This is a genomic window from Acinetobacter sp. YWS30-1 (assembly GCF_033558715.1).
In the GTDB taxonomy this organism is placed as follows: Bacteria; Pseudomonadota; Gammaproteobacteria; order Pseudomonadales; family Moraxellaceae; genus Acinetobacter.
Genome location: NZ_CP114607.1, coordinates 130,510 through 151,875, shown reverse-complemented (window position 1 = coordinate 151,875; position 21,366 = coordinate 130,510). Strand labels below are relative to the sequence as shown.

Annotated in this window: 15 protein-coding genes and 7 pseudogenes; 13 read left to right on the top strand and 9 right to left on the bottom strand. The window is 46.3% G+C overall.

Annotation, left to right across the window (positions count from 1 at the left end):
• Nucleotide 1: 1 nt before the first annotated feature.
• The 4 genes from O4M77_RS15405 (at nt 2) to O4M77_RS15390 (ending at nt 6,233) form a co-directional block, all read left to right on the top strand.
• The gene (locus O4M77_RS15405) at nt 2-1,237 is read left to right on the top strand and encodes an efflux RND transporter periplasmic adaptor subunit (RefSeq protein WP_004281853.1); all 1,236 of its coding nucleotides are present in this window, start codon (nt 2-4) and stop codon (nt 1,235-1,237) included.
• Nucleotides 1,227-4,385: an efflux RND transporter permease subunit gene (locus tag O4M77_RS15400; protein ID WP_166139607.1), complete on the top strand. Its 3,159-nt coding sequence runs from the start codon at nt 1,227-1,229 to the stop codon at nt 4,383-4,385. Before O4M77_RS15405 ends, O4M77_RS15400 begins: the two co-directional genes overlap by 11 nt.
• 86 nt (nt 4,386-4,471) lie before the next feature.
• Entirely contained in the window at nt 4,472-5,371 is a 900-nt protein-coding gene (locus O4M77_RS15395; RefSeq protein ID WP_166139605.1) for a cation diffusion facilitator family transporter, read from the top strand.
• Nucleotides 5,372-5,528: 157 nt separating this feature from the next.
• Nucleotides 5,529-6,233 carry an IS6-like element IS1006 family transposase gene (locus O4M77_RS15390; RefSeq protein WP_004897650.1) on the top strand — a complete coding sequence of 235 codons (705 nt, stop codon included), beginning with the start codon at nt 5,529-5,531 and terminating at the stop codon, nt 6,231-6,233.
• 53 nt (nt 6,234-6,286) lie between these two features.
• On the opposite strand, the pseudogene O4M77_RS15385 reads toward O4M77_RS15390, so the two are convergent.
• Nucleotides 6,287-6,406, bottom strand: a pseudogene (locus O4M77_RS15385) (IS4 family transposase); the annotation flags it as partial.
• An 89-nt stretch (nt 6,407-6,495) separates the two neighbouring features.
• Between O4M77_RS15385 and sul2 the strand changes: the two are divergent.
• Nucleotides 6,496-7,311, top strand: a complete 816-nt coding sequence (gene sul2, locus O4M77_RS15380; RefSeq protein WP_001043260.1) for a sulfonamide-resistant dihydropteroate synthase Sul2 — start codon at nt 6,496-6,498, stop codon at nt 7,309-7,311.
• Nucleotides 7,312-7,397: 86 nt separating this feature from the next.
• A pseudogene (glmM, locus tag O4M77_RS15375) lies at nt 7,398-7,640 on the top strand (phosphoglucosamine mutase); the annotation flags it as partial.
• A 235-nt stretch (nt 7,641-7,875) separates the two neighbouring features.
• Here glmM and O4M77_RS15370 read toward each other — a convergent pair.
• The 5 genes and pseudogenes from O4M77_RS15370 to O4M77_RS15350 all read right to left on the bottom strand — a co-directional run.
• On the bottom strand, nt 7,876-9,369 hold the full coding sequence (locus O4M77_RS15370; protein WP_001120888.1) for an IS91-like element ISVsa3 family transposase: 1,494 nt from the start codon (nt 9,367-9,369) through the stop codon (nt 7,876-7,878).
• 111 nt (nt 9,370-9,480) lie between these two features.
• Complete coding sequence (locus O4M77_RS15365; protein WP_001255015.1) at nt 9,481-9,786, bottom strand: LysR family transcriptional regulator; 306 nt, start codon at nt 9,784-9,786, stop codon at nt 9,481-9,483.
• 27 nt (nt 9,787-9,813) lie between these two features.
• Nucleotides 9,814-11,028 (bottom strand): chloramphenicol/florfenicol efflux MFS transporter FloR, encoded by a 1,215-nt coding sequence (gene floR, locus O4M77_RS15360; RefSeq protein WP_059077757.1) that lies wholly within the window; start codon nt 11,026-11,028, stop codon nt 9,814-9,816.
• A gap of 216 nt (nt 11,029-11,244) precedes the next feature.
• A complete protein-coding gene (locus tag O4M77_RS15355; protein WP_001447541.1) occupies nt 11,245-12,129 on the bottom strand; it encodes a DUF3363 domain-containing protein in 885 nt (294 codons plus the stop codon).
• Between the two features lie 30 nt (nt 12,130-12,159).
• Nucleotides 12,160-12,990 (bottom strand): annotated as a pseudogene (locus O4M77_RS15350) (IS91-like element ISVsa3 family transposase); the annotation flags it as partial.
• A gap of 63 nt (nt 12,991-13,053) precedes the next feature.
• On the opposite strand from O4M77_RS15350, the gene O4M77_RS15345 reads away from it, so the two are divergent.
• On the top strand, nt 13,054-13,758 hold the full coding sequence (locus O4M77_RS15345) for an IS6-like element IS1006 family transposase (protein ID WP_004897650.1): 705 nt from the start codon (nt 13,054-13,056) through the stop codon (nt 13,756-13,758).
• Between the two features lie 104 nt (nt 13,759-13,862).
• On the top strand, nt 13,863-14,795 hold the full coding sequence (locus O4M77_RS15340; RefSeq protein WP_180025590.1) for an IS5 family transposase: 933 nt from the start codon (nt 13,863-13,865) through the stop codon (nt 14,793-14,795).
• A 33-nt stretch (nt 14,796-14,828) separates the two neighbouring features.
• On the opposite strand, the pseudogene O4M77_RS15335 reads toward O4M77_RS15340, so the two are convergent.
• Nucleotides 14,829-15,068 (bottom strand): annotated as a pseudogene (locus tag O4M77_RS15335) (transposase); the annotation flags it as partial.
• Between the two features lie 292 nt (nt 15,069-15,360).
• Here O4M77_RS15335 and O4M77_RS15330 point away from each other — a divergent pair.
• The 5 genes and pseudogenes from O4M77_RS15330 to O4M77_RS15310 form a co-directional block, all read left to right on the top strand.
• Nucleotides 15,361-15,663, top strand: a complete 303-nt coding sequence (locus O4M77_RS15330; RefSeq protein WP_127800883.1) for an I78 family peptidase inhibitor — start codon at nt 15,361-15,363, stop codon at nt 15,661-15,663.
• A 219-nt stretch (nt 15,664-15,882) separates the two neighbouring features.
• Nucleotides 15,883-16,185, top strand: coding sequence for an I78 family peptidase inhibitor (locus tag O4M77_RS15325; protein WP_127800881.1), 303 nt, complete (start codon nt 15,883-15,885; stop codon nt 16,183-16,185).
• 351 nt (nt 16,186-16,536) lie between these two features.
• A pseudogene (locus O4M77_RS15320) lies at nt 16,537-17,087 on the top strand (IS5 family transposase); the annotation flags it as partial.
• A 223-nt stretch (nt 17,088-17,310) separates the two neighbouring features.
• Entirely contained in the window at nt 17,311-17,625 is a 315-nt protein-coding gene (locus O4M77_RS15315) for a hypothetical protein (RefSeq protein ID WP_127800359.1), read from the top strand.
• A 55-nt stretch (nt 17,626-17,680) separates the two neighbouring features.
• Nucleotides 17,681-17,785, top strand: a pseudogene (locus O4M77_RS15310) (transposase); the annotation flags it as partial.
• A 157-nt stretch (nt 17,786-17,942) separates the two neighbouring features.
• On the opposite strand, the gene O4M77_RS15305 reads toward O4M77_RS15310, so the two are convergent.
• Together O4M77_RS15305 and brxL are read right to left on the bottom strand one after the other, a co-directional pair.
• A complete protein-coding gene (locus O4M77_RS15305; protein ID WP_225554357.1) occupies nt 17,943-18,215 on the bottom strand; it encodes a hypothetical protein in 273 nt (90 codons plus the stop codon).
• 316 nt (nt 18,216-18,531) lie between these two features.
• A pseudogene (gene brxL / locus O4M77_RS15300) lies at nt 18,532-19,935 on the bottom strand (protease Lon-related BREX system protein BrxL); the annotation flags it as partial.
• Nucleotides 19,936-21,366 lie beyond the last annotated feature (1,431 nt).

Sequence of the window (21,366 nt, the reverse complement as noted above, 5' to 3'; positions counted from 1 at the left end):
CATGTTCGATCTTAAAAACAGCTTAAAAAAACAGAGCGGAAAAATCTCTCAACCTCTACTGATTAGTTTGGTTATCGGCGCTACCGTACTCCTCAGTATTTTTTTGATCTTAACTGGTAAGAATAAATCGGAAACATCAGATGAACATGCAGAGGAAGAAAGCGGAGAAGAACATGGCGGTGAAACCGAAGAGCATGCAGAAGGTGTGAGCCTGACTGCCAAGCAACTGGTGGAACAGGGCATACAATTATCAGCGGTCGATCAAGGCCCGGTGGTTAAATTAAGTTCTTATCCTGCCAAACTCAATGTGAATACGGATCAGCAAGCGCACGTCTCACCGAGTTTTAGTGGTCATGTAGAAAATGTCTATGTAGAACTCGGTCAAAAAGTTCAGAAAGGACAGCCTTTGGCTGCGTTGCTTGTTCCTGATCTAGTTGATCAGCAGGCCAATCTTAAAATTGAACAAACCAACCTTGAACTGGCGAAACAAGACTATGATCGTGAGCGTCAGCTTTGGTCACAGGGCATTTCAGCAAAACAGGACTATCAACGTGCTTATAACAGCTATAAACGGGCACAAATTCAGGTTCAAGCGGCCCAATCACGTTTAAGTGCATTTGGTGCAGTGAATGCCAGTAACGGACGCTATATTTTGAAAGCTCCCATTTCTGGCGTGATCAGTAAAAAGGATTTGGTTCTCGGGGAAAATGTTCAGTTAGCCGATCAACTCTTTACGATAGACCGGTTAGATCAACTCTGGCTTGAGTTTATTGTTCCAAATTCTGAAATTATGGGCTTAGCCCCGAATCAAAAGATCGAATTTAAATCCTTGCAAACAGAAAAGGTTTATCAAGCTGTTATTCAGACTTTAAATACTGAAGCGGATATTCAAACAGGTCGTCTTCAGGTGCGAGCAAAAGTTGAATCGAATGCAACCGAATTACGTCCAAACTTGATGGTGAACGTACAGTTGCAACAACGGAGTGAAAGTACCGCATTACGGGTACTTAAGTCCGCAGTTCAGAATGTCGATGGAAAAGATGTGGTTTTTGTCGCCACTCAGCATGGACAAAAAGTTGAATTCAGTCCGCAACCTGTGAAATTAGGGCAATCATCTGGGGAGAGCCAATGGATTGAAGTGGTGAGTGGGCTTAGTCAGGGACAAAAATATGCCGCTCAAGGCAGTTTTTTACTGAAATCCGAGCTGGAAAAAGGAGAGGCTTCACATGAGCACTGAAACTCCTCAAATTCCAGACCACGAATCGGTAAAACCTGAAGGACTGTTTGATCGACTGATCCAGTTTTCTATCCATAACGCAATCTGGGTCATGCTGTTTATTGCGGCTTGGATTGCTATTGGTATTTATAGTTATCAAAAGTTACCGATTGATGCTGTACCAGATATTACCAATACTCAGGTGCAGATTAACACTTCAGCCAATGGTTTTACGGCTTTAGAAATGGAACAGCGGATTACATATCCAATCGAGAATGCCATGTCAGGCATGCCGAAAATGGAACAAACCCGTTCTATTTCACGCTACGGCTTATCGCAAGTGACCATCATTTTTGAAGATGGCACGGATATTTACTGGGCCAGACAGCTTATCAACCAGCGCTTGCAAGAAGCAATGGGAGAAATGCCTGAAGATGTGCAACCTAACATGTCGCCTATTTCGACAGGTTTAGGTGAAATCTATCAATGGGTGATTAAAGCCGAACCAAATGCTAAAAAGCCGGATGGAACCCCTTATTCGGCGATGGATTTACGTGAAATTCAGGATTGGATTGTAAGACCGCAATTACAGCGCGTAAAAGGCGTTGCGGAGATCAACAGTATCGGTGGCTTTAATAAAACCTATGTGGTTGCCCCTGATCTGAACCGATTGCAACAATTGCAAATTCCTTTGTCTGATTTACAAACTGCCTTAACAGAGAATAATGAAAACCGTGGTGCTGGCTATATTGAGAAAAATGGACAACAGCTAACGGTTCGTGTTCCCGGCACTTTAAACACGATTGAAGATATCCAGAACATCAGTATTACCAATAAAAACGGCTATCCTATTCGGGTGGCAGATGTCGCCAATGTCTCAATTGGTCATGACTTAAGAACAGGGGCTGCAACCTATAATGGTGAAGAAACTGTATTGGGTATTGCCATGATGATGATGGGAGAAAATAGCCGTACCGTTGCTCAAGCCATTGATGAAAAGGTGCAATCGATCCAGCAATCGCTACCTAAAGGTGTGGTGATTGAGACTGTGTATGACCGTACGCATTTGGTTGATCGGGCGATCAAAACCGTTCAGAAAAATTTGATTGAGGGTGCAATCCTCGTCATTGTTATTTTATTTCTCTTTCTAGGTAATTTCCGTGCTGCGCTGATCACGGCTTGCGTTATTCCACTGTCAATGCTGTTTACCTTGACGGGAATGGCAGAGCAGAAGATTAGTGCAAATCTGATGAGTTTAGGGGCACTGGACTTCGGTATTATTATTGATGGTGCAGTGGTTATTGTAGAAAACTGTATCCGTCGGCTAGCAGAAGCTCAGAAGCTGAAAGGTGGTTTACTTAGCCGTTCTGAAAGATTTAAAGAAGTCTTCTTGGCTGCAAAACAGGCGCGTCGTCCTCTCATCTTTGGACAGTTAATTATTTTGGTAGTTTATCTACCTATCTTTACCCTGACGGGTGTAGAAGCCAAACTTTTCCATCCTATGGCAATGACGGTTGTACTGGCTTTAATTGGGGCCATGATTTTATCTGTCACTTTTGTGCCAGCCGCAGTTGCCCTATTTGTCACTGGAGAAGTCAAGGAAACCGAAAGTCGCTGGATGCATTGGCTTAAAACTAAATATGAATTGCTTTTAGATAGAGCCTATGAGCTTCGTTTATTTGTGACTATTGTGGCTGCCTGTATTTTAGTGCTTACGGGTGTGCTAGCTACTCAAACAGGTAGCGAGTTTGCACCTCAACTGGGTGAAGGTGATTTTGCTGTTCAGCAAATGCGTTCCCCAAGTACAGGGTTAGAACAGTCACTGAGAATGCAGGAAAATACTGAAAAGTTACTGTTGAAAGAATTTCCTGAAATTAAAGCAATCTTTGCCCGTACCGGTACAGCAGAAGTGGCCACAGATGTCATGCCACCCAACATTTCAGATGGCGTGGTACTGTTAAAACCTCATGATGAATGGCCTGATCCAAAACAAACGATTGATGAGCTTCGCCAAAGAATGATTACTTTCTTAGCGACATTGCCGGGAAATAACAGTGAGTTCTCGCAACCCATTGAACTGCGTTTTAACGAGTTAATTTCAGGGGTGCGAAGTGATGTGGGTGTCAAGTTATTTGGCGATGATATGGAAATTCTGAATCGTGAAGCGAATAAGATTTCTCAGAAAATTAAATCAATTTCAGGCGCGACAGCCGTTAATGTAGAGCAAACCAGCGGCTTACCCTTGTTGAATGTAGAAGTTGATAAGTCCAGAGCAGCACAATACGGCTTGTCGGTAAGAGCAATTCAGGATCTGGTGGCGACAAGTGTCGGTGGTCAAAATGTTGGAACCATTCTACAGGGAGACAAGCGTTTTGATTTTGTTATCCGTCTAGATGAATCCCAGCGTAGTCCCGAGCAGTTAGCGCTACTTCCTGTTCAATTGCCAAATGGTGGTTTAGTCCAACTGCAAGATGTTGCACGCGTTGAAAATATCCTGGGTATTAATCAGGTCAGCCGTGAAAATGGTAAACGTCGGGTGGTTATTACTGCAAATGTAGAAGGACGCGATTTAGGCTCATTCGTAACAGAACTTCAGAGCACGTTATCCAAACAGGAATTACCAAGCGGTTATTGGATAGATTATGGCGGTCAATTTCAAAATCTGATGTCTGCAAAAGCGCGTATGCAATTGGTGGTTCCGCTCGCATTGTTGACGATCTTTATTTTATTGATGGCTGTATTCCATAATATCAAAGAAAGCTTACTGGTCTTTAGTGGTGTCCCGTTTGCCTTATGTGGAGGCTTAATCGCGTTGTGGTTGCGTGACATTCCATTATCCATGTCAGCAGGGGTTGGCTTCATTGCACTATCGGGGGTGGCTGTACTGAATGGCTTAGTCATGCTCACCTTTATCAAAGAGTTGCGACAGCAATATGACCTTTATTATGCAACGTGGCAGGGTGCAATTTTGCGTCTTAGACCTGTGCTGATGACCGCTTGTGTGGCGTCCCTTGGGTTTGTCCCGATGGCTTTGGCAACCGGAACTGGGGCAGAAGTACAGAGACCTTTAGCAACAGTGGTTATTGGAGGAATTATCTCCTCTACCCTGCTTACATTGGTTTTATTGCCCGTACTGTACCGCTGGATGAATGAAAAGAAAGTTTCTTAATCCAATAGATTAGTCGATTTACAGCAGAGATATTGGCTGTTATCCAATATCTCTGCTCATCATAAATAGAATAAGGAAAATATTTTATGTCAGAACATCATGATCATAGCCATGCGGTTGTTACTGAAGAAAATAGTAAGAAGTTAATGGTTGCCTTAGGTTTAACGACTACTTTTTTAATAGTAGAAGTTGTCGCTGCTTTTATTACCCAAAGTTTGGCTTTGTTATCTGATGCAGCTCATATGTTTACTGATGTAGCCGCTTTAGCTATTGCTCTTGCCGCTATCAAAATTGGTAAAAAAGCCGCAGATGATAAAAGAACTTTTGGCTATCAGCGATTTGAAATTTTAGCGGCTCTGTTTAATGCGGTGATGCTTTTTGTGGTAGCAATATATATTGTATATGAAGCTTATCAACGTTTTACGAACCCTGCTGAAATTCAAAGTGTTGAAATGATGATTGTCGCGGTCATTGGTTTGGTCGTAAATTTGATTTCAATGAAAATCCTTTCTGCTAGTGCTGAAGGAAGTCTAAATATAAAAGGTGCATATTTAGAAGTTCTTAGTGATGCTCTAGGATCGATAGGCGTGATTATCGGAGGAATAGTTATTTATTTTACCCAGTGGATGTGGGTTGATACCGTAATCGCTGTGTTAATTGGCTTCTGGGTCTTACCTCGAACTTGGATTTTATTAAAACAAAGTATTAATATTCTGCTTGAAGGAGTTCCTGATGAGATTGATATTGAGTCGTTAAGAAATGATTTATTGAAGCTAGAGGGCGTTGAAGGGATTCATCAGTTGAAAGTCTGGGCTATATCCTCAAAAAATATTCATTTAACTGCTCATTTGGTTGCTCCGAATAGCAATACAGATCAACTCTATCAAAAGGCCTTAGAAGTTCTAAAACATAATCATAGTATTACTGAAATTACGTTACAAATAGAAAGTAAGGAATGTAATACATTGGAACAGCATAAACATTAAAGTGCTGCTCTTTCTACATAATGGACAGATGACTAGGCTGATAAACCTTACCATTTTCCTGTATTACACTTCTATTTATCACACGCACTTTAAACGGCACTGTTGCAAATAACCACGAATGGTAAGCTGAAGACTGTTTTAGCTAAAGGTGCAGCATATGAATCCTTTCCATGGTCGGCATTTTCAGGGCGAAATCATTCTTTGGGCTGTGCGCTGGTATTGTAAATATGGCATTAGCTATCGTGAACTGCAGGAAATGCTGGCCGAACGGGGTGTGAATGTTGATCACACGACTATTTACCGTTGGGTTCAACGTTATGCTCCTGAAATAGAAAAACGTTTACGCTGGTATTGGCGTAATCCTACAGATCTGAGCTCGTGGCATATTGATGAAACCTATGTAAAAGTGAATGGACGATGGTCTTATCTGTATCGTGCAGTCGATCAACGTGGCGATACCATTGATTTTTATCTTTCTTCTAGACGTAATACCAAATCAGCATATTGTTTTCTTGGAAAAATTTTAAATAATGTGAAGAAGTGGCAAATTCCACAAGTGATCAACACGGATAAAGCACCCACATATGGACGTGCTTTATCACGGTTAAAACGGGAAGGTAAATGTCCACCAGACCTTGAGCACAGGCAGATTAAGTTTAAAAATAACGTGATTGAATGTGATCATGGCAAGCTAAAGCGGATCATCAGGGCCACATTAGGATTCAAATCTATGAAGACGGCTTATGCCACAATTAAAGGTATTGAAGTCATGCGTGCACTACGTAAAGGACAAGCATCGTCATTTTATTATGGTCAGCCTCAGGGTGAAGTATGTCTAATCAACAGGGTTTTCGGTCTCTAAGTACTTTTTAAAGGGAACATCATCGACTCAAATCTCTATTTGCAACAGTGCCAAAGATTACATGTTTGCTTTAAAATAATCACAAGCATGATGAGCGCAAAGTACTTTAAATGTGACTTGTTCCATTTTAGAGATTTGTTTAAGATAAGATATAACTCATTGAGATGTGTCATAGTATTCGTCGTTAGAAAACAATTATTGTGACATTATTTCAATGAGTTATCTATTTTTGTCGTGTACAGAGATTATTATAGAAGCCCCCATGAATAAATCGCTCATCATTTTCGGCATCGTCAACATAACCTCGGACAGTTTCTCCGATGGAGGCCGGTATCTGGCGCCAGACGCAGCCATTGCGCAGGCGCGTAAGCTGATGGCCGAGGGGGCAGATGTGATCGACCTCGGTCCGGCATCCAGCAATCCCGACGCCGCGCCTGTTTCGTCCGACACAGAAATCGCGCGTATCGCGCCGGTGCTGGACGCGCTCAAGGCAGATGGCATTCCCGTCTCGCTCGACAGTTATCAACCCGCGACGCAAGCCTATGCCTTGTCGCGTGGTGTGGCCTATCTCAATGATATTCGCGGTTTTCCAGACGCTGCGTTCTATCCGCAATTGGCGAAATCATCTGCCAAACTCGTCGTTATGCATTCGGTGCAAGACGGGCAGGCAGATCGGCGCGAGGCACCCGCTGGCGACATCATGGATCACATTGCGGCGTTCTTTGACGCGCGCATCGCGGCGCTGACGGGTGCCGGTATCAAACGCAACCGCCTTGTCCTTGATCCCGGCATGGGGTTTTTTCTGGGGGCTGCTCCCGAAACCTCGCTCTCGGTGCTGGCGCGGTTCGATGAATTGCGGCTGCGCTTCGATTTGCCGGTGCTTCTGTCTGTTTCGCGCAAATCCTTTCTGCGCGCGCTCACAGGCCGTGGTCCGGGGGATGTCGGGGCCGCGACACTCGCTGCAGAGCTTGCCGCCGCCGCAGGTGGAGCTGACTTCATCCGCACACACGAGCCGCGCCCCTTGCGCGACGGGCTGGCGGTATTGGCGGCGCTGAAAGAAACCGCAAGAATTCGTTAACTGCACATTCGGGATATTTCTCTATATTCGCGGTTCAGCAGGCATGTCCCCTTTGAGGGCGACCCGACGACAGGATAATCGACCTTATGGTGCGCAAATATTTCGGCACAGACGGTATTCGTGGCAAAGCCAACGAAGGCGCGATGACGGCGGAAACCGCCTTGCGCGTCGGCATGGCGGCTGGCCGTGTCTTTCGTCGCGGTGACCACCGCCATCGTGTCGTGATCGGCAAGGATACGCGCCTGTCGGGCTATATGCTTGAACCCGCGCTCACAGCCGGTTTCACCTCGATGGGCATGGACGTATTCCTTTTTGGCCCGCTGCCGACAACGTATAGGAAGAATAAACGCCCTTTTCACCCAAGTCCAACAGCTTTGGACCGCAGTTGACTCTTTCGACACCCCTGCGATGCAACCCAATCCGGCTGACGGGGAGCCAGCAACGCTGAAAATTTACCCTCCTCTTTCCCACTAGCGGCTCCTTTTCCGACAACCAGCACGGCGGATCCCTGCCGCGGCGCTGTGAACGCAGCATTTTGATTGGTATCGTTGGCCTTCAGGCTCGTCAGTCAAACAGACCCAGGAGCAGCTCAGCCGGTGGCGCCCGGCTTTCGGGTAACGCCCTGGTCCCGCTGGTTTCGGCTTTGTGCTTCAGGTGATCAAGGATCTGCTTGATCACTATAGGGTCTTCAATGCAGGCGATGACTTTCATGGCGCCGCCGCAGCCGCTGCAGGTCTCGATGTCGATATTGAAAACACGCTTGAGCCGTTGCGCCCATGTCATCGACGCTCGCCGTTGTGCTGGTGTTGCCGGTTCATCAGCCACCCTGACCTTGTTGCCCCTGCCCCGTTTTGCCGGCGTGACCAACGCCCGGTGCCGACTGTTGGGTGCGAACACCCCGTGGAAGCGGGTTAGGTTGACTCTGGGCTTCGGTACCAGGGCGGCCAGCCTTGCAATGAAATCCAATGGTTCGAAAATGACGTGCGTGGTGCCGTCCCGGTACGGCGTCTTGAGCTGGTAGCGCACGTTGCCGCCTCGTGTTAACGACAGCCGCTTCTCGGATACCGCCGGGCGGCTGATGTACCGGCACAGCCGTTCGAGCTTCTTGCGTTCATCGGCCCTGGCCGCCACGCCGGCGTGCAGGCTGGACCCGGCTACCTTGCCAATCCCGTCACCGAACGGATCACCACTGGTCGGCAGAGTTTGCAAAGTGAACACCTTTCGCCCCGCCTGTGAACCGACAGCGATACGGTAAGTGATCGAGTGCCCCAGCAGGGGTGTCATCGGGTCGTCATCCACCGCATCCGAGGCCAGATAGCTGTTTTCGACATCCCGTTCCAGCAGGCCTTGCCGTTCCAGATAGCGACCCACCCGGTGGGCGATGGTGTGCGTCAGCTGGGTGAGCTCTGGGCTGGTCGGCGCCTTGACCCAGCGGAAACGCGCTGAGCCGTGGGATTGCTCGACATACACACCGTCGAGAAACAGCATGTGGAAGTGAACATTCAGATTGAGCGCCGATCCAAAACGCTGGATCAGGGTGACCGCGCCCGTCTTGGCCACTTGGTGGGTATGGCCCGCTTTCTTGACCAGGTGCGTGGCAATGACGCGGTAAACGATGCCCAGCACCCACCCCATGATCTCGGGCCGGCTGGCAAACAGGAAACGCAGCTGAAACGGGAAGCTCAACACCCACTGACGCATGGGTTGTTCAGGCAGTACTTCATCAACCAGCAAGGCGGCACTTTCGGCCATCCGCCGCGCCCCACAGCTCGGGCAGAAACCGCGACGCTTACAGCTGAAAGCGACCAGGTGCTCGGCGTGGCAAGACTCGCAGCGAACCCGTAGAAAGCCATGCTCCAGCCGCCCGCATTGGAGAAATTCTTCAAATTCCCGTTGCACATAGCCCGGCAATTCCTTTCCCTGCTCTGCCATAAGCGCAGCGAATGCCGGGTAATACTCGTCAACGATCTGATAGAGAAGGGTTTGCTCGGGTCGGTGGCTCTGGTAACGACCAGTATCCCGATCCCGGCTGGCCGTCCTGGCCGCCACATGAGGCATGTTCCGCGTCCTTGCAATACTGTGTTTACATACAGTCTATCGCTTAGCGGAAAGTTCTTTTACCCTCAGCCGAAATGCCTGCCGTTGCTAGACATTGCCAGCCAGTGCCCGTCACTCCGCGGTCTTCACTGCGTGATCGAGTTGATCGACACCCGCCGTGACACGCTCCATGAAGTGCCTGCCTGCGTCTGTTAGCCGAACGCCCCGCGCATGGCGCTCAAATAGCAGGACACCAAGGTTATCCTCCAGCGCTTTCACACGCGCGCTGACGCTCGACTGGCTGATACCAAGTGCCTTGGCCGCATGCCGAAAATTCAGATGCTCGGCGACGGCGATGAACTGAACAAGGGAAATGAGCGGTATCCTGCCAGACAGGATACCGACATTCACGAGGTTTCGATGGTTAGTGCGCCGCATCGGAGCGGGCCTGCTACCAGTCGTCGGTTAGACGACTGGCGACTTCTCGGTGGCAGCCCCACGGAGCCGAAGGAGCACCAGCCCCAACGAAACCAGTACCGCCATCGCCGTGGCGTAACAGATCACGGGCCACGCTGTGTCACCGTTTAAAAGTGCCACCGCCAATGTCCCGACAATGCTGACTATCAGGCTTTGAACGCAGAAGTAGAACGCGACCGCTGATCCCGCGATGTCGTCGAACTCTGCCAAAGCGCCGTTCGCGGTAACGGACACCGTGAAGACAATACCGACCGCGACAACCCACATCGGTAGGATGAAGGTGAGGAATGACGGCGAGCCGTAAAGTTCGCCGATCCCCAACAGGACCGCTCCGCAAACAAGCAACGCCATCCCACGCGCCACGCATCCTGCGATGCCCCATCTGGCGACAAAGGACTTCGCGAAACGGGTTGTCACGATCATTACAAGCGCGACAGTGGCGAAGGCAAAGCTGAATCCGATCTCGGAATATTCCGCTTGGCCTATGAGCACACGGGGAGCCGTCGAGAAGAAGACGAAGAAGGTGCCCATACCGGCGCTAAAGCCGACAGTGTAAACCCAAAAAGCCGGACTCGCGAAGATCGGCAAGACAGATCGGCGCGTCTTGACTTGATCCAGAGGGCGGGTTTCGTGCCACCTGAAACCCGCATTTAGGAGTGCGAGCATCGCCAGTATAGCCAAAGTAATGAATATCGCCTGCCATCCCAAGAACTCGCCGATCAATGCTCCGGCGATAGGGCCGAGCGCAGGCACGAACGCCAGTATCGAAGTGAAAAGGCCGTAGATGACGACACCCTCAGGACGGTTGGCATAAACGTCGCGAACCGTCGCGAACGTCGCCACCAGCATGGCCGACGCGCCCACTGCTTGAAGTAGACGGAAAGCGACAAAGGCCGGTGCAGTTGAAGACCAAGCTGCTCCCAGAGACGCAATGACGAAAGCCGTTGCGCCCGCAAGTAGAATTGGCCGTCGCCCGATTCTGTCTGAGAGCGGACCAAAAATCACCTGGCCCACGCCGAGCATCACCATATAGAGGCTCAACGTGAGTTGGATCATAGCGGGCGTCGTGTTCAGGATGCCGGGCATCGCTGGAACGACAGGGAGATAAATATCCATCGCCAGTGAAGCGAGGATGTCGAAAGGAGCCATCAGCAGCAGTGCTGCCGGCAGCGTATAGGCCCACGCGGGGCGTGTGGTGGTCATGACGAATCAACCCTCGATTAAGGAATACCGGGCGACGTCTGCTCGTCAGCAATCAGATGAGACTAGCCTTACAGAGCGCCGCAACAACAATACTGGTTGTTGCGGCTTACTTGTCTGATGACTTGGAATTTCCCATCTGATTACTCCACGCTTACGAATATGAATTGCTACATTTTATCCGATTATCTTTTGCTTCGCAATGCGGCATGGGCGCACTCAGCGTTCCAGCCCCCTCTGCCGCCCTAACTGCCACGACACCGACCCGCCCTGCACGATGCCCATAACCTCGCGGCCGAGTTGGCGGTCGATGATCGGCCGCCACGGGACAAGGGTGAACTCATGGGATTTCTCGACCACGGCGAACTTGCCGCTCGATAGATGCACGGTTCCGGTAAACTTGCCGCTGACGCTCTCGCCGTCCGTGGCGGCGCGGAACGGCAGGCCCTTACTCAAAGCCATATCCGATCCGACGCCGGCTACCTCGCGCTCCCGCAGGATGGCGAGAAGGTTGCGCCGGTAGAAGACGCGGCTGTCCCGGCTGCGGGTGGCGTCGCCCTGTTCGATATGGTGCTCGCGGCGCTGGTCCATGGCTTCGCGGACTTGTTGCCCGAAGCCGGTTGGCGCAAGGTCGGCCGTCTCGCCGTGGATCAGCCGCCGGTCCAGCCAGGTCGCGCCGTCCGATCCGATCTGTTTGTTCAGATCGACCGGGGAAAGGACGCGAACGCTGGCCTGACTGTCTCGGCCGGCGTCATGGGCGGCGGCACGGCTGACCAGATCATCGGGGATGCGCCATTGGTCGGCGTCGATCCGCTCGACGATACCGGCCCGGCGTAGCGCCTCCAGCCGGCGCACATGGGCATCGACATAGCCCTCATAGTCGCCGCCTGGAACGCGGCACGTATAGGAAGAATAAACGCCCTTTTCACCCAAGTCCAACAGCTTTGGACCGCAGTTGACTCTTTCGACACCCCTGCGATGCAACCCAATCCGGCTGACGGGGAGCCAGCAACGCTGAAAATTTACCCTCCTCTTTCCCACTAGCGGCTCCTTTTCCGACAACCAGCACGGCGGATCCCTGCCGCGGCGCTGTGAACGCAGCATTTTGATTGGTATCGTTGGCCTTCAGGCTCGTCAGTCAAACAGACCCAGGAGCAGCTCAGCCGGTGGCGCCCGGCTTTCGGGTAACGCCCTGGTCCCGCTGGTTTCGGCTTTGTGCTTCAGGTGATCAAGGATCTGCTTGATCACTATAGGGTCTTCAATGCAGGCGATGACTTTCATGGCGCCGCCGCAGCCGCTGCAGGTCTCGATGTCGATATTGAAAACACGCTTGAGCCGTTGCGCCCATGTCATCGACGCTCGCCGTTGTGCTGGTGTTGCCGGTTCATCAGCCACCCTGACCTTGTTGCCCCTGCCCCGTTTTGCCGGCGTGACCAACGCCCGGTGCCGACTGTTGGGTGCGAACACCCCGTGGAAGCGGGTTAGGTTGACTCTGGGCTTCGGTACCAGGGCGGCCAGCCTTGCAATGAAATCCAATGGTTCGAAAATGACGTGCGTGGTGCCGTCCCGGTACGGCGTCTTGAGCTGGTAGCGCACGTTGCCGCCTCGTGTTAACGACAGCCGCTTCTCGGATACCGCCGGGCGGCTGATGTACCGGCACAGCCGTTCGAGCTTCTTGCGTTCATCGGCCCTGGCCGCCACGCCGGCGTGCAGGCTGGACCCGGCTACCTTGCCAATCCCGTCACCGAACGGATCACCACTGGTCGGCAGAGTTTGCAAAGTGAACACCTTTCGCCCCGCCTGTGAACCGACAGCGATACGGTAAGTGATCGAGTGCCCCAGCAGGGGTGTCATCGGGTCGTCATCCACCGCATCCGAGGCCAGATAGCTGTTTTCGACATCCCGTTCCAGCAGGCCTTGCCGTTCCAGATAGCGACCCACCCGGTGGGCGATGGTGTGCGTCAGCGGCACTGTTGCAAATAACCACGAATGGTAAGCTGAAGACTGTTTTAGCTAAAGGTGCAGCATATGAATCCTTTCCATGGTCGGCATTTTCAGGGCGAAATCATTCTTTGGGCTGTGCGCTGGTATTGTAAATATGGCATTAGCTATCGTGAACTGCAGGAAATGCTGGCCGAACGGGGTGTGAATGTTGATCACACGACTATTTACCGTTGGGTTCAACGTTATGCTCCTGAAATAGAAAAACGTTTACGCTGGTATTGGCGTAATCCTACAGATCTGAGCTCGTGGCATATTGATGAAACCTATGTAAAAGTGAATGGACGATGGTCTTATCTGTATCGTGCAGTCGATCAACGTGGCGATACCATTGATTTTTATCTTTCTTCTAGACGTAATACCAAATCAGCATATTGTTTTCTTGGAAAAATTTTAAATAATGTGAAGAAGTGGCAAATTCCACAAGTGATCAACACGGATAAAGCACCCACATATGGACGTGCTTTATCACGGTTAAAACGGGAAGGTAAATGTCCACCAGACCTTGAGCACAGGCAGATTAAGTTTAAAAATAACGTGATTGAATGTGATCATGGCAAGCTAAAGCGGATCATCAGGGCCACATTAGGATTCAAATCTATGAAGACGGCTTATGCCACAATTAAAGGTATTGAAGTCATGCGTGCACTACGTAAAGGACAAGCATCGTCATTTTATTATGGTCAGCCTCAGGGTGAAGTGTGTCTAATCAACAGGGTTTTCGGTCTCTAAGTACTTTTTAAAGGGAACATCATCGACTCAAATCTCTATTTGCAACAGTGCCCTTTGTTGCACAAACCTAGCATCAAAAGCTTATTCAGCAATATGATTTCAAAATGAATAAGCCTGCCTCTAAAATCTACCGTACAACCAATTGGTCATCCTATAACCGAGCCTTAATTAACCGAGGTAATATTTCCATTTGGTTTGATCCAAAGACTCAGTGGTATGCACAATCACAAGGCAAGCAAGGTCGAAATCAAACCTACTCCGATACAGCGATTCAATGCTGCTTAATGATCAAATTACTATTCCGACTCTCTTTACGTATGGTCACAGGTTTTGTTCAAAGTCTGATTAAACTCTCTGGATTAGATTGGACAGCTCCGGATTATTCCACCCTTTGTCGTAGACAAAAGCATATTGATATTGCGATTAGCTATCAAAAAAGTAGTGATGGACTGCATCTACTCATAGACTCTACTGGTTTGAAGTTTCTTGGTGAAGGTGAATGGAAACGCAAGAAACATGGGGCTGAATATCGTCGCCAATGGCGTAAGCTTCACATTGCTATAGATGCTAAAACCCTGCAAATACGTGCAGTACAACTCACCACAAATAATGTCAGTGATTCTCAAGTACTCGAAGATTTACTTGCTCAAATTCCCTTGGATGAACCAATTGATTCTGTTTATACAGATGGTGCTTATGACACAAAGCACTGCCGACAAGTCATTTTAGATCGAGATGCACATGCGATCATTCCACCTAGAAAGAATGCAAAGCCTTGGAAGGATCAGCAAGCGAGGTCTATAGAGCGGAACGAATTATTAAAGACAGTCAAACGGCTAGGCAGATCGCTTTGGAAAAAGTGGTCTGGTTATCACCGTCGAAGTTTGGTTGAAACCAAGATGCATTGCATCAAATTATTAGGCGATAAATTAACAGCGCGGAGTTTTCCAAGTCAGGTGAATGAGATCCATGCACGCATGGCAGTCTTGAATAAATTCACAGAATTAGGTCGCCCTCATACCCAAGTTGTCTCTTAAGTTTGAGTAGCTTAAGGGAACTCAGCCTTTCAAACCTTTATGCAACAAAGCCGTTACTCTTTGCAGTTCTTTTCTGAGCTTTGCTAGCTCTGCAGTTGGATCTGCTGATTGAGTAACTTTGGGTTGTTGAGGATCATAGCGTTTAATCCAGGCATATAAACTATGTGTAGTTGTACCTAAACGCGCAGCAACCTCGGCCACACTATAACCTTTCTCGGTAACTTGCTTTACTGCTTCAATTTTGAATTCTTCAGGATATCGTTTACTGCTCATAAGCACCTCGTTAATTAGCCATTTTATCTAACTAAAAGGTGTCTACAAAATTAGTGGCTATTCAAAGCGGAATAATTCTATTTGGCTAGATAAGTTATTTGTTAGGATGCTTGTGGAGAAAAAGAGCAAAAAAGATTGATGACCTGACATGTGCCTGCTTAACTTGGGAGAGTTAAGTGGTTTTTTTTAAATCTCAATATTTAAAGAAGTGTATTAACATTGTTGATATGACTAGGCTGCTCTAAGCCTTCCTAGGTATGATCCTGCTTTTATATGTTAAAGATAGAAGCTTATGAAAATTATTTATCATGTATCGCTTATTATTGCAGCAGTGACTTTGACTGCTTGTGCCGGCACTCCTAATACAGACGTTGTTCAGAAGCCTGAAATGATGAACAAATGCGTACCTGAAAGTGCAGCAGCATTAGCCCGTACAACACTATCGAGTGAAGCTGACATCAAATCAAAAACAAATGCTAAGGTCGTAAGACTTGTTGCACCTGGTCAACCTATAACTAAAGATTATCATCCAGGACGAGTAACAGTAATTGCTGATCCACAAACTAAAACTATTCTTAAGGCATTTTGTGGTTAAAAACTTAAATGCTATAGTGTACAAAACCTCCTTCGGGAGGTTTTTAGTTGTGAGCATTAAATCTGTATGGAATTTTTTAAACCTTAACTTTAAGAGAGCAATACTTTTCTTATTAAATATTCGGTTTAAATAGAATGTATAGAGATTGTAGTTAAGCCTACAGTCGAGGTTATCGTATTTGGTATGGTTACCTTTTTAATCCTGATAAGACAAAAGCTTATGAAAATTATCCAGAATTTATCTTTAATTCTAGCGGCAGTTGCATTGACAGCATGTGCAAATAATCCTGAACAGATGCCTTCTCAACAACCAAATACGATGACTAGCTGTATAACTGATGAAGCAACAAAGCTTGTGGGACAAACTGGTTTATCTGAAGCAGTAATTAAAGCTAAGACTAAAGCTGAAATTGTACGAATGGTTGCGCCAGGTCAACCAGTAACTTTAGATTACCGCTCAAATAGAGTTACGGTAGTCACCGATCCACAAACTAAAATTATCGTTCAAGTTTCCTGCGGCTAATAGCTAAAGACTAAACAAAAACCATCTTCGGATGGTTTTTTATTATTTGGAAAAGAGTAATGTCTCAATTCCTATGCTGTTTATTCGGCCTGCATGGTATGACTGAAATCGATTACATAATTAATGATGGAGGAATCAAGGTTTGTCGGGATTGTTTGAAAGAAGTTGTCCCATTAAGGAAGGCGAGGGTAATCAAGTAGCTCCAGAATACGCTTGAGTCTCGTACTAACTCACCGGACACACCGACTATTGTCATCATGCAGTGTTTGCATGAAGAAGATCGGCAGGGTGACTGCTTGATGGTTATAATGGTGAAGAATGGGAGCACTTATAATTTAGTCACCAGTAAAGCTAGGTGAGGGCAAATGGAAACGCAAGAAACATGGAGCTGAATATCGTCGCCAATGGCGTAAACTACATATTGGTATAGATGCCAAAACCCTACAAATACGCGCTATTCAGCTCACAACCAATAATGTCAGTGATTCACAGGTGCTTGGTGATTTACTTAATCAGATTCCACAAGATGAGCAGATTGACTCTGTTTATACCGATGGAGCTTATGACACCAAGCAATGCCGTCAGGTCATTGCAGATCGGCAAGCACATGCGGTGATTCCACCTAGAAAAAATGCGAAACCATGGAAAGATACAAAGAGTAGCTCGCTAGAGCGAAATGAATTACTTCGAACAATTAAACGTTTAGGCAGGACACTATGGAAAAAATGGTCAGGCTATCATCGGCGAAGTTGGTTGAAACTAAGATGCATTGCATCAAATTATTAGGAGATAAACTCAGTGCAAGGAGTTTTGATAGCCAAGTGAATGAGATCCATGCACGTGTAGCAGTCCTCAACAGATTTACGGAATTAGGTCGACCACTTACCCAAGTTACGCCTTAAATTTGGCTCAATTAGGGGCGCTTTGCATTTCAAATCTTTGTGCAACAAAGCCCTTGGGAATAACAACAACAACATCGGGTGTAAATCCAAAATAGAAATATAATTTTGGACAATTAACTCTAATATTTTTCGGTCAATGTTTTATGTTGATAAAAAACAATAGCTTGAGCTTTTTTAATTTTTGAATTAAAGTTTTATTTAACGAATTATTACTCTGAAATTAATGACTATTATCAAGAACGTTACTGACTTTCCAGAAAATTTTTTTGGCTTTCACCCTGAGGACTTAAGTCCAGATGAAAAAAATAGACCTCTAGGAAAAATTTTCATAAAATTACAGAAGCTTAGAAATGATCTTGGCCTAAAATGTATTCTCATACCAGGATTCGCATTTAAATCAATTTCGATTATCAATATTGAACAAGATGAATTTCAAACTTTGCTTCAAAAGTTTGGTCCAGAAAATTACAATAATTCTTCTTTTGGCGCACGCAGTTTTATCTTTTTTGCTCCCCATCATCTATTAAACCAGCAATAGCTTAGGGTAATCCTCCCATAAATAACCAAAGTTAAAAGCAGAGGTTAAGCAGCCAATCATAGATAATGCGACGTTCCATAAAGGTAAAAGACTGCAAGAATTACTTCAGAAAGCAGGTCATTACCTTGTATGGCTACCTAAATATAGCCCTGACTTAAATCCTGAGCTAGTCTCAAGCGCTGCTTGAGGCGAAGTGCAAGACGAAGTGAAAAAATGTGGGCTCAAGTAAAATCAGTTAGGAAAAGTTTAGGGTTAAAGATATTGATATCTTATTTCAAGATTACTGCGGTGATTTATTTGGAATTTAGCTATACATATCAGTTACTTTTAACCTCGTGAAAAACACCATGTTCATCCACCTGCATTTGAGGAATGGGTTTATTGATAAGTTCTGCGATCGCAATCAGGTTCGCTGACATTTGCTTGCCCAATAATTCTCTGGATTCAGTTACTTTTTCAGAAACATCCCTGGTCTGATGCAATTCGGGTAAAGGGATTTTTTCATCCTTCATTTCTCTAGCGGGTTCTTGTACTTTTTCTTGAGATTCTGCCGACATTTTCGCGTGAGGTTCAGAAGATTTTTTAGTCATGAGATTTAAGCCTCTCGAGTTGCTTGAAATAATGATTATCTCAATATTTTACAATAGTGAGGTAATGTCCTGCCCACAATAGTCAGCCCAGAATAGAAAGCAATCAAGAATGACTATAAATATGATAATTCTCTCTTTTGAGTCTTTCATTAATCTCTTGGTTCAGCAGTACAGTTCATTGCTTTTTGTTTAATGATCACGGACTAGAAAAAATACTGCCTCTTTTAAAGAGGCAGTATGCTTTTACAACATGATGTTTAACTTGAGAAACTGAATTTAAAACAATCTACTGTAACTCTTCCAGACAGATATGAAATTAATCCACCCCTAGCCCCTTAAACACAGCATCTACCGGATCTGCATAAAAGCTGGTCTGGAACTTGGTAAACAGTTCCACAGGAATCGTTGGGATATCTGCCGCACTACTCATTGGCAAAGCAACCTTCTTGGCACCCGCATCAAAAGCAACTTGCAGACATTCGGCAATACTTTCCACCGGTGTCACAGAACCACCCAAGCTCATATCACCCAGTACCACCATCTGACTTTGTACCGATCGTCCTAACAGGCCAGAAGCAAAAGCCACTAAACTTGGCAGAGCAAGATGGCTGAGCGGGCCGGTATTCTGTAATTCCACCACATGTAAATGGAAATCATGTTCCAGCACCTTACTGCCCCCCGAGATCCGGGATGCATTGGCCTTGAAGTAATCAAAAGCAATCTTGACCTGTTCTTTGGCACTACTTGAATTCCATAAGCCAGATGTCGCCAATTTTCCTGAACCTTTAGTGACTTGCAGTTCTAAGCGGTATAAACCTGGCATGCCCTTATTACTGAGTCCGATGGTATACAAAAAACCTGGTTTAGCAGGACCTTCGGGAATAAGTCCGCCACCCCCCTGCTCTTTGACTGAAACAAAATGCTCTTCTAAGGTGTCATTGTCGATATAGCTGAAATGCACATCATAGAATTCCATCCCTCCAATTTTCTTCAGCTGTTCTTTGACCCGACGGCGCACCTGCAGTGCATATTCCAGGCATTGCCGTACATCTTCTTTGTTAAACTGACCATGTGGGTAGAGCAGCTTCATCAATCCGGAAACCGTCTTGCGAACGGCAATCACATCGCGCTGATTCAGGTTGTTGCCGAGCTTAAAGTACTTCTCAATGGCATCCGCAAAACTACGCTTACGCATTTCCCTGAAGAATTCAGCCAGATAATCAACGATTAGACCATAACGGTTAGTAAAGAATTCCGGACGCATTTTTGGAATTTCCCAACCCGGGATATAGGCATGAAAGCGATCAAAGAATGCTGAATCGATCATTGCTTCAGGAAAAGGAGCCAATAAGTGGCTAGTCTTCACCAAGGATTCAACACTTTGGTTAATATTACCCACAAAAACCATCGAAGCTGAGGCTTCCATCTGTTCACGGCCACGGGCAAAAGATCCTGAGGCCATGTAGTCTTTCATGATCTGAACGCCATCTTTGTCCTTAAAGGAAATACCGGCAACTTCATCAAAGGCCACCACATCCCACAACCCCACCAGACCAATACGGCGGCTACTCATGTTATAGAACAGATTAGCGACAGTGGTTTGCCCACCTGAAACTAGAATACTATTCGGTGAACACTCTTTGTAAATATGGCTTTTACCGGTACCGCGTGGTCCCAGTTCACAGATGTTATAGTTATTTTCAACGAACGGAACCATACGGTAGTCATTAATGCTAGACCAATTCCATGTACCAAATTCATTAGGTTTAGGCGCTGATCTAATAAGAGTTCCATCCGATAATCGAATAACCCGTTCAGACTCAGGTGTTCCTTTTGGTGCCGGAGATATTACAGCTTTATGAACTGTAGCATCTGATCTCACGACAACAGTTTCATACCTTTCTACATAGTATGTATTTTGATAGTCATCAGTTTCTTTTTGACGAACTAAGGTTTGAACCGGGTAATACATTTTCTTATTGAGGTAAGCCCCATTAATATCAACAGGTGCTACGTTAAAACGTCCTTCTGATAAGTTATCTTCCTCTTTAACATCAAGGGAAATAGGCTCAGCTTCTTCCAATAAAGACAGAAATTCTTCTATACAACCATCCAGTTTGAAGAAATCTGTCCAGTCAGCACCCCATTCATTTTCAGGCTTCTCAGAACCATCACTATTGTATTTAATTGGCGCATAGTGAGAGGGGCAAAGTATTCTGTAACACTCTAAAGGGATGAATTCAGAGAGCTTCTCAGCGATCTTATTACCCGCTGAATCATGGTCATGACCAAGATAAATTTTCTCAAATTTTGTCCAAAAATCTGCATTCTTCATTTCATCAGGAATAGAAGAACCATGTGTGCTTGAACAGATTAAAAACTGAGAAAGTAGGTCATGTTTTTTTAGATTTTGATATACAACCCATGCATCCTTAATCCCCTCACAAACAAACAAATTCTTTTGTTTACGAAATGCATGAGTGAAATAAATTTGCGGTTTACCTTTCATCCAACCATTCTTATCGATCGGATTTTGAGTCACGCTATCAATTGCATAAAAGGCATGATGGCTTGAAAAACTACCATCCATATTGCGTATAGGGAAAGCCAGGGCATCACTAGAAATGACACCATCACGATTATAAGGGTACGTTAAACCCAGTCTAAATTCTTGAATGGTTTCATCAGTCAAAGATCTCTTATACAGATATTCCAAAGCCTGTAAGTTAGACTTCAAGCGGCTGACTAATTTTTGATTCCAATTTTGGCTAGGAGCTTTTTTTGATTTCTCAAGGATTGTTTTTATTTCAGGAGTAACACTTACTTTATTTACCGGAACTTCTATAGATAAAAATTTAGTAGCCTCATTCAAGGCTTCTAATTTTGTTATAGAGAAGCGCAGCGACCAAGCATCAAGTAAGTCATAACTCTTATCATCGCCATTAAAATCGCGACAAATACCTAAATATTTTCCACTCAGGCCGACCTTAAAACTTCCCCCACCAGCTGCAGGAGTATCATGTACATCACCAGTTACCCAATAATTTCCTTCTCTTTTCCCATTTGGGAATAAATGAGAAACAACTCTTTCAATATTGTCATTAAGGGCAGAGGAAACGAATTTAAAAGCATTATTAGTCATTTTATGCGC

Coding starts and splice junctions, on each gene's coding strand:
- O4M77_RS15370 (WP_001120888.1), bottom strand. CDS start 9,369: ATGCCTCATGTGGCGGCCAGGACGGCCAGCCGGGATCGGGATACTGGT.
- O4M77_RS15395 (WP_166139605.1), top strand. CDS start 4,472: ATGTCAGAACATCATGATCATAGCCATGCGGTTGTTACTGAAGAAAAT.
- O4M77_RS15330 (WP_127800883.1), top strand. CDS start 15,361: ATGAAAATTATTTATCATGTATCGCTTATTATTGCAGCAGTGACTTTG.
- O4M77_RS15400 (WP_166139607.1), top strand. CDS start 1,227: ATGAGCACTGAAACTCCTCAAATTCCAGACCACGAATCGGTAAAACCT.
- O4M77_RS15305 (WP_225554357.1), bottom strand. CDS start 18,215: ATGACTAAAAAATCTTCTGAACCTCACGCGAAAATGTCGGCAGAATCT.
- sul2 (WP_001043260.1), top strand. CDS start 6,496: ATGAATAAATCGCTCATCATTTTCGGCATCGTCAACATAACCTCGGAC.
- O4M77_RS15345 (WP_004897650.1), top strand. CDS start 13,054: ATGAATCCTTTCCATGGTCGGCATTTTCAGGGCGAAATCATTCTTTGG.
- O4M77_RS15325 (WP_127800881.1), top strand. CDS start 15,883: ATGAAAATTATCCAGAATTTATCTTTAATTCTAGCGGCAGTTGCATTG.
- O4M77_RS15355 (WP_001447541.1), bottom strand. CDS start 12,129: ATGCTGCGTTCACAGCGCCGCGGCAGGGATCCGCCGTGCTGGTTGTCG.
- O4M77_RS15340 (WP_180025590.1), top strand. CDS start 13,863: ATGAATAAGCCTGCCTCTAAAATCTACCGTACAACCAATTGGTCATCC.
- O4M77_RS15315 (WP_127800359.1), top strand. CDS start 17,311: ATGACTATTATCAAGAACGTTACTGACTTTCCAGAAAATTTTTTTGGC.
- floR (WP_059077757.1), bottom strand. CDS start 11,028: ATGACCACCACACGCCCCGCGTGGGCCTATACGCTGCCGGCAGCACTG.
- O4M77_RS15365 (WP_001255015.1), bottom strand. CDS start 9,786: ATGCGGCGCACTAACCATCGAAACCTCGTGAATGTCGGTATCCTGTCT.
- O4M77_RS15390 (WP_004897650.1), top strand. CDS start 5,529: ATGAATCCTTTCCATGGTCGGCATTTTCAGGGCGAAATCATTCTTTGG.
- O4M77_RS15405 (WP_004281853.1), top strand. CDS start 2: ATGTTCGATCTTAAAAACAGCTTAAAAAAACAGAGCGGAAAAATCTCT.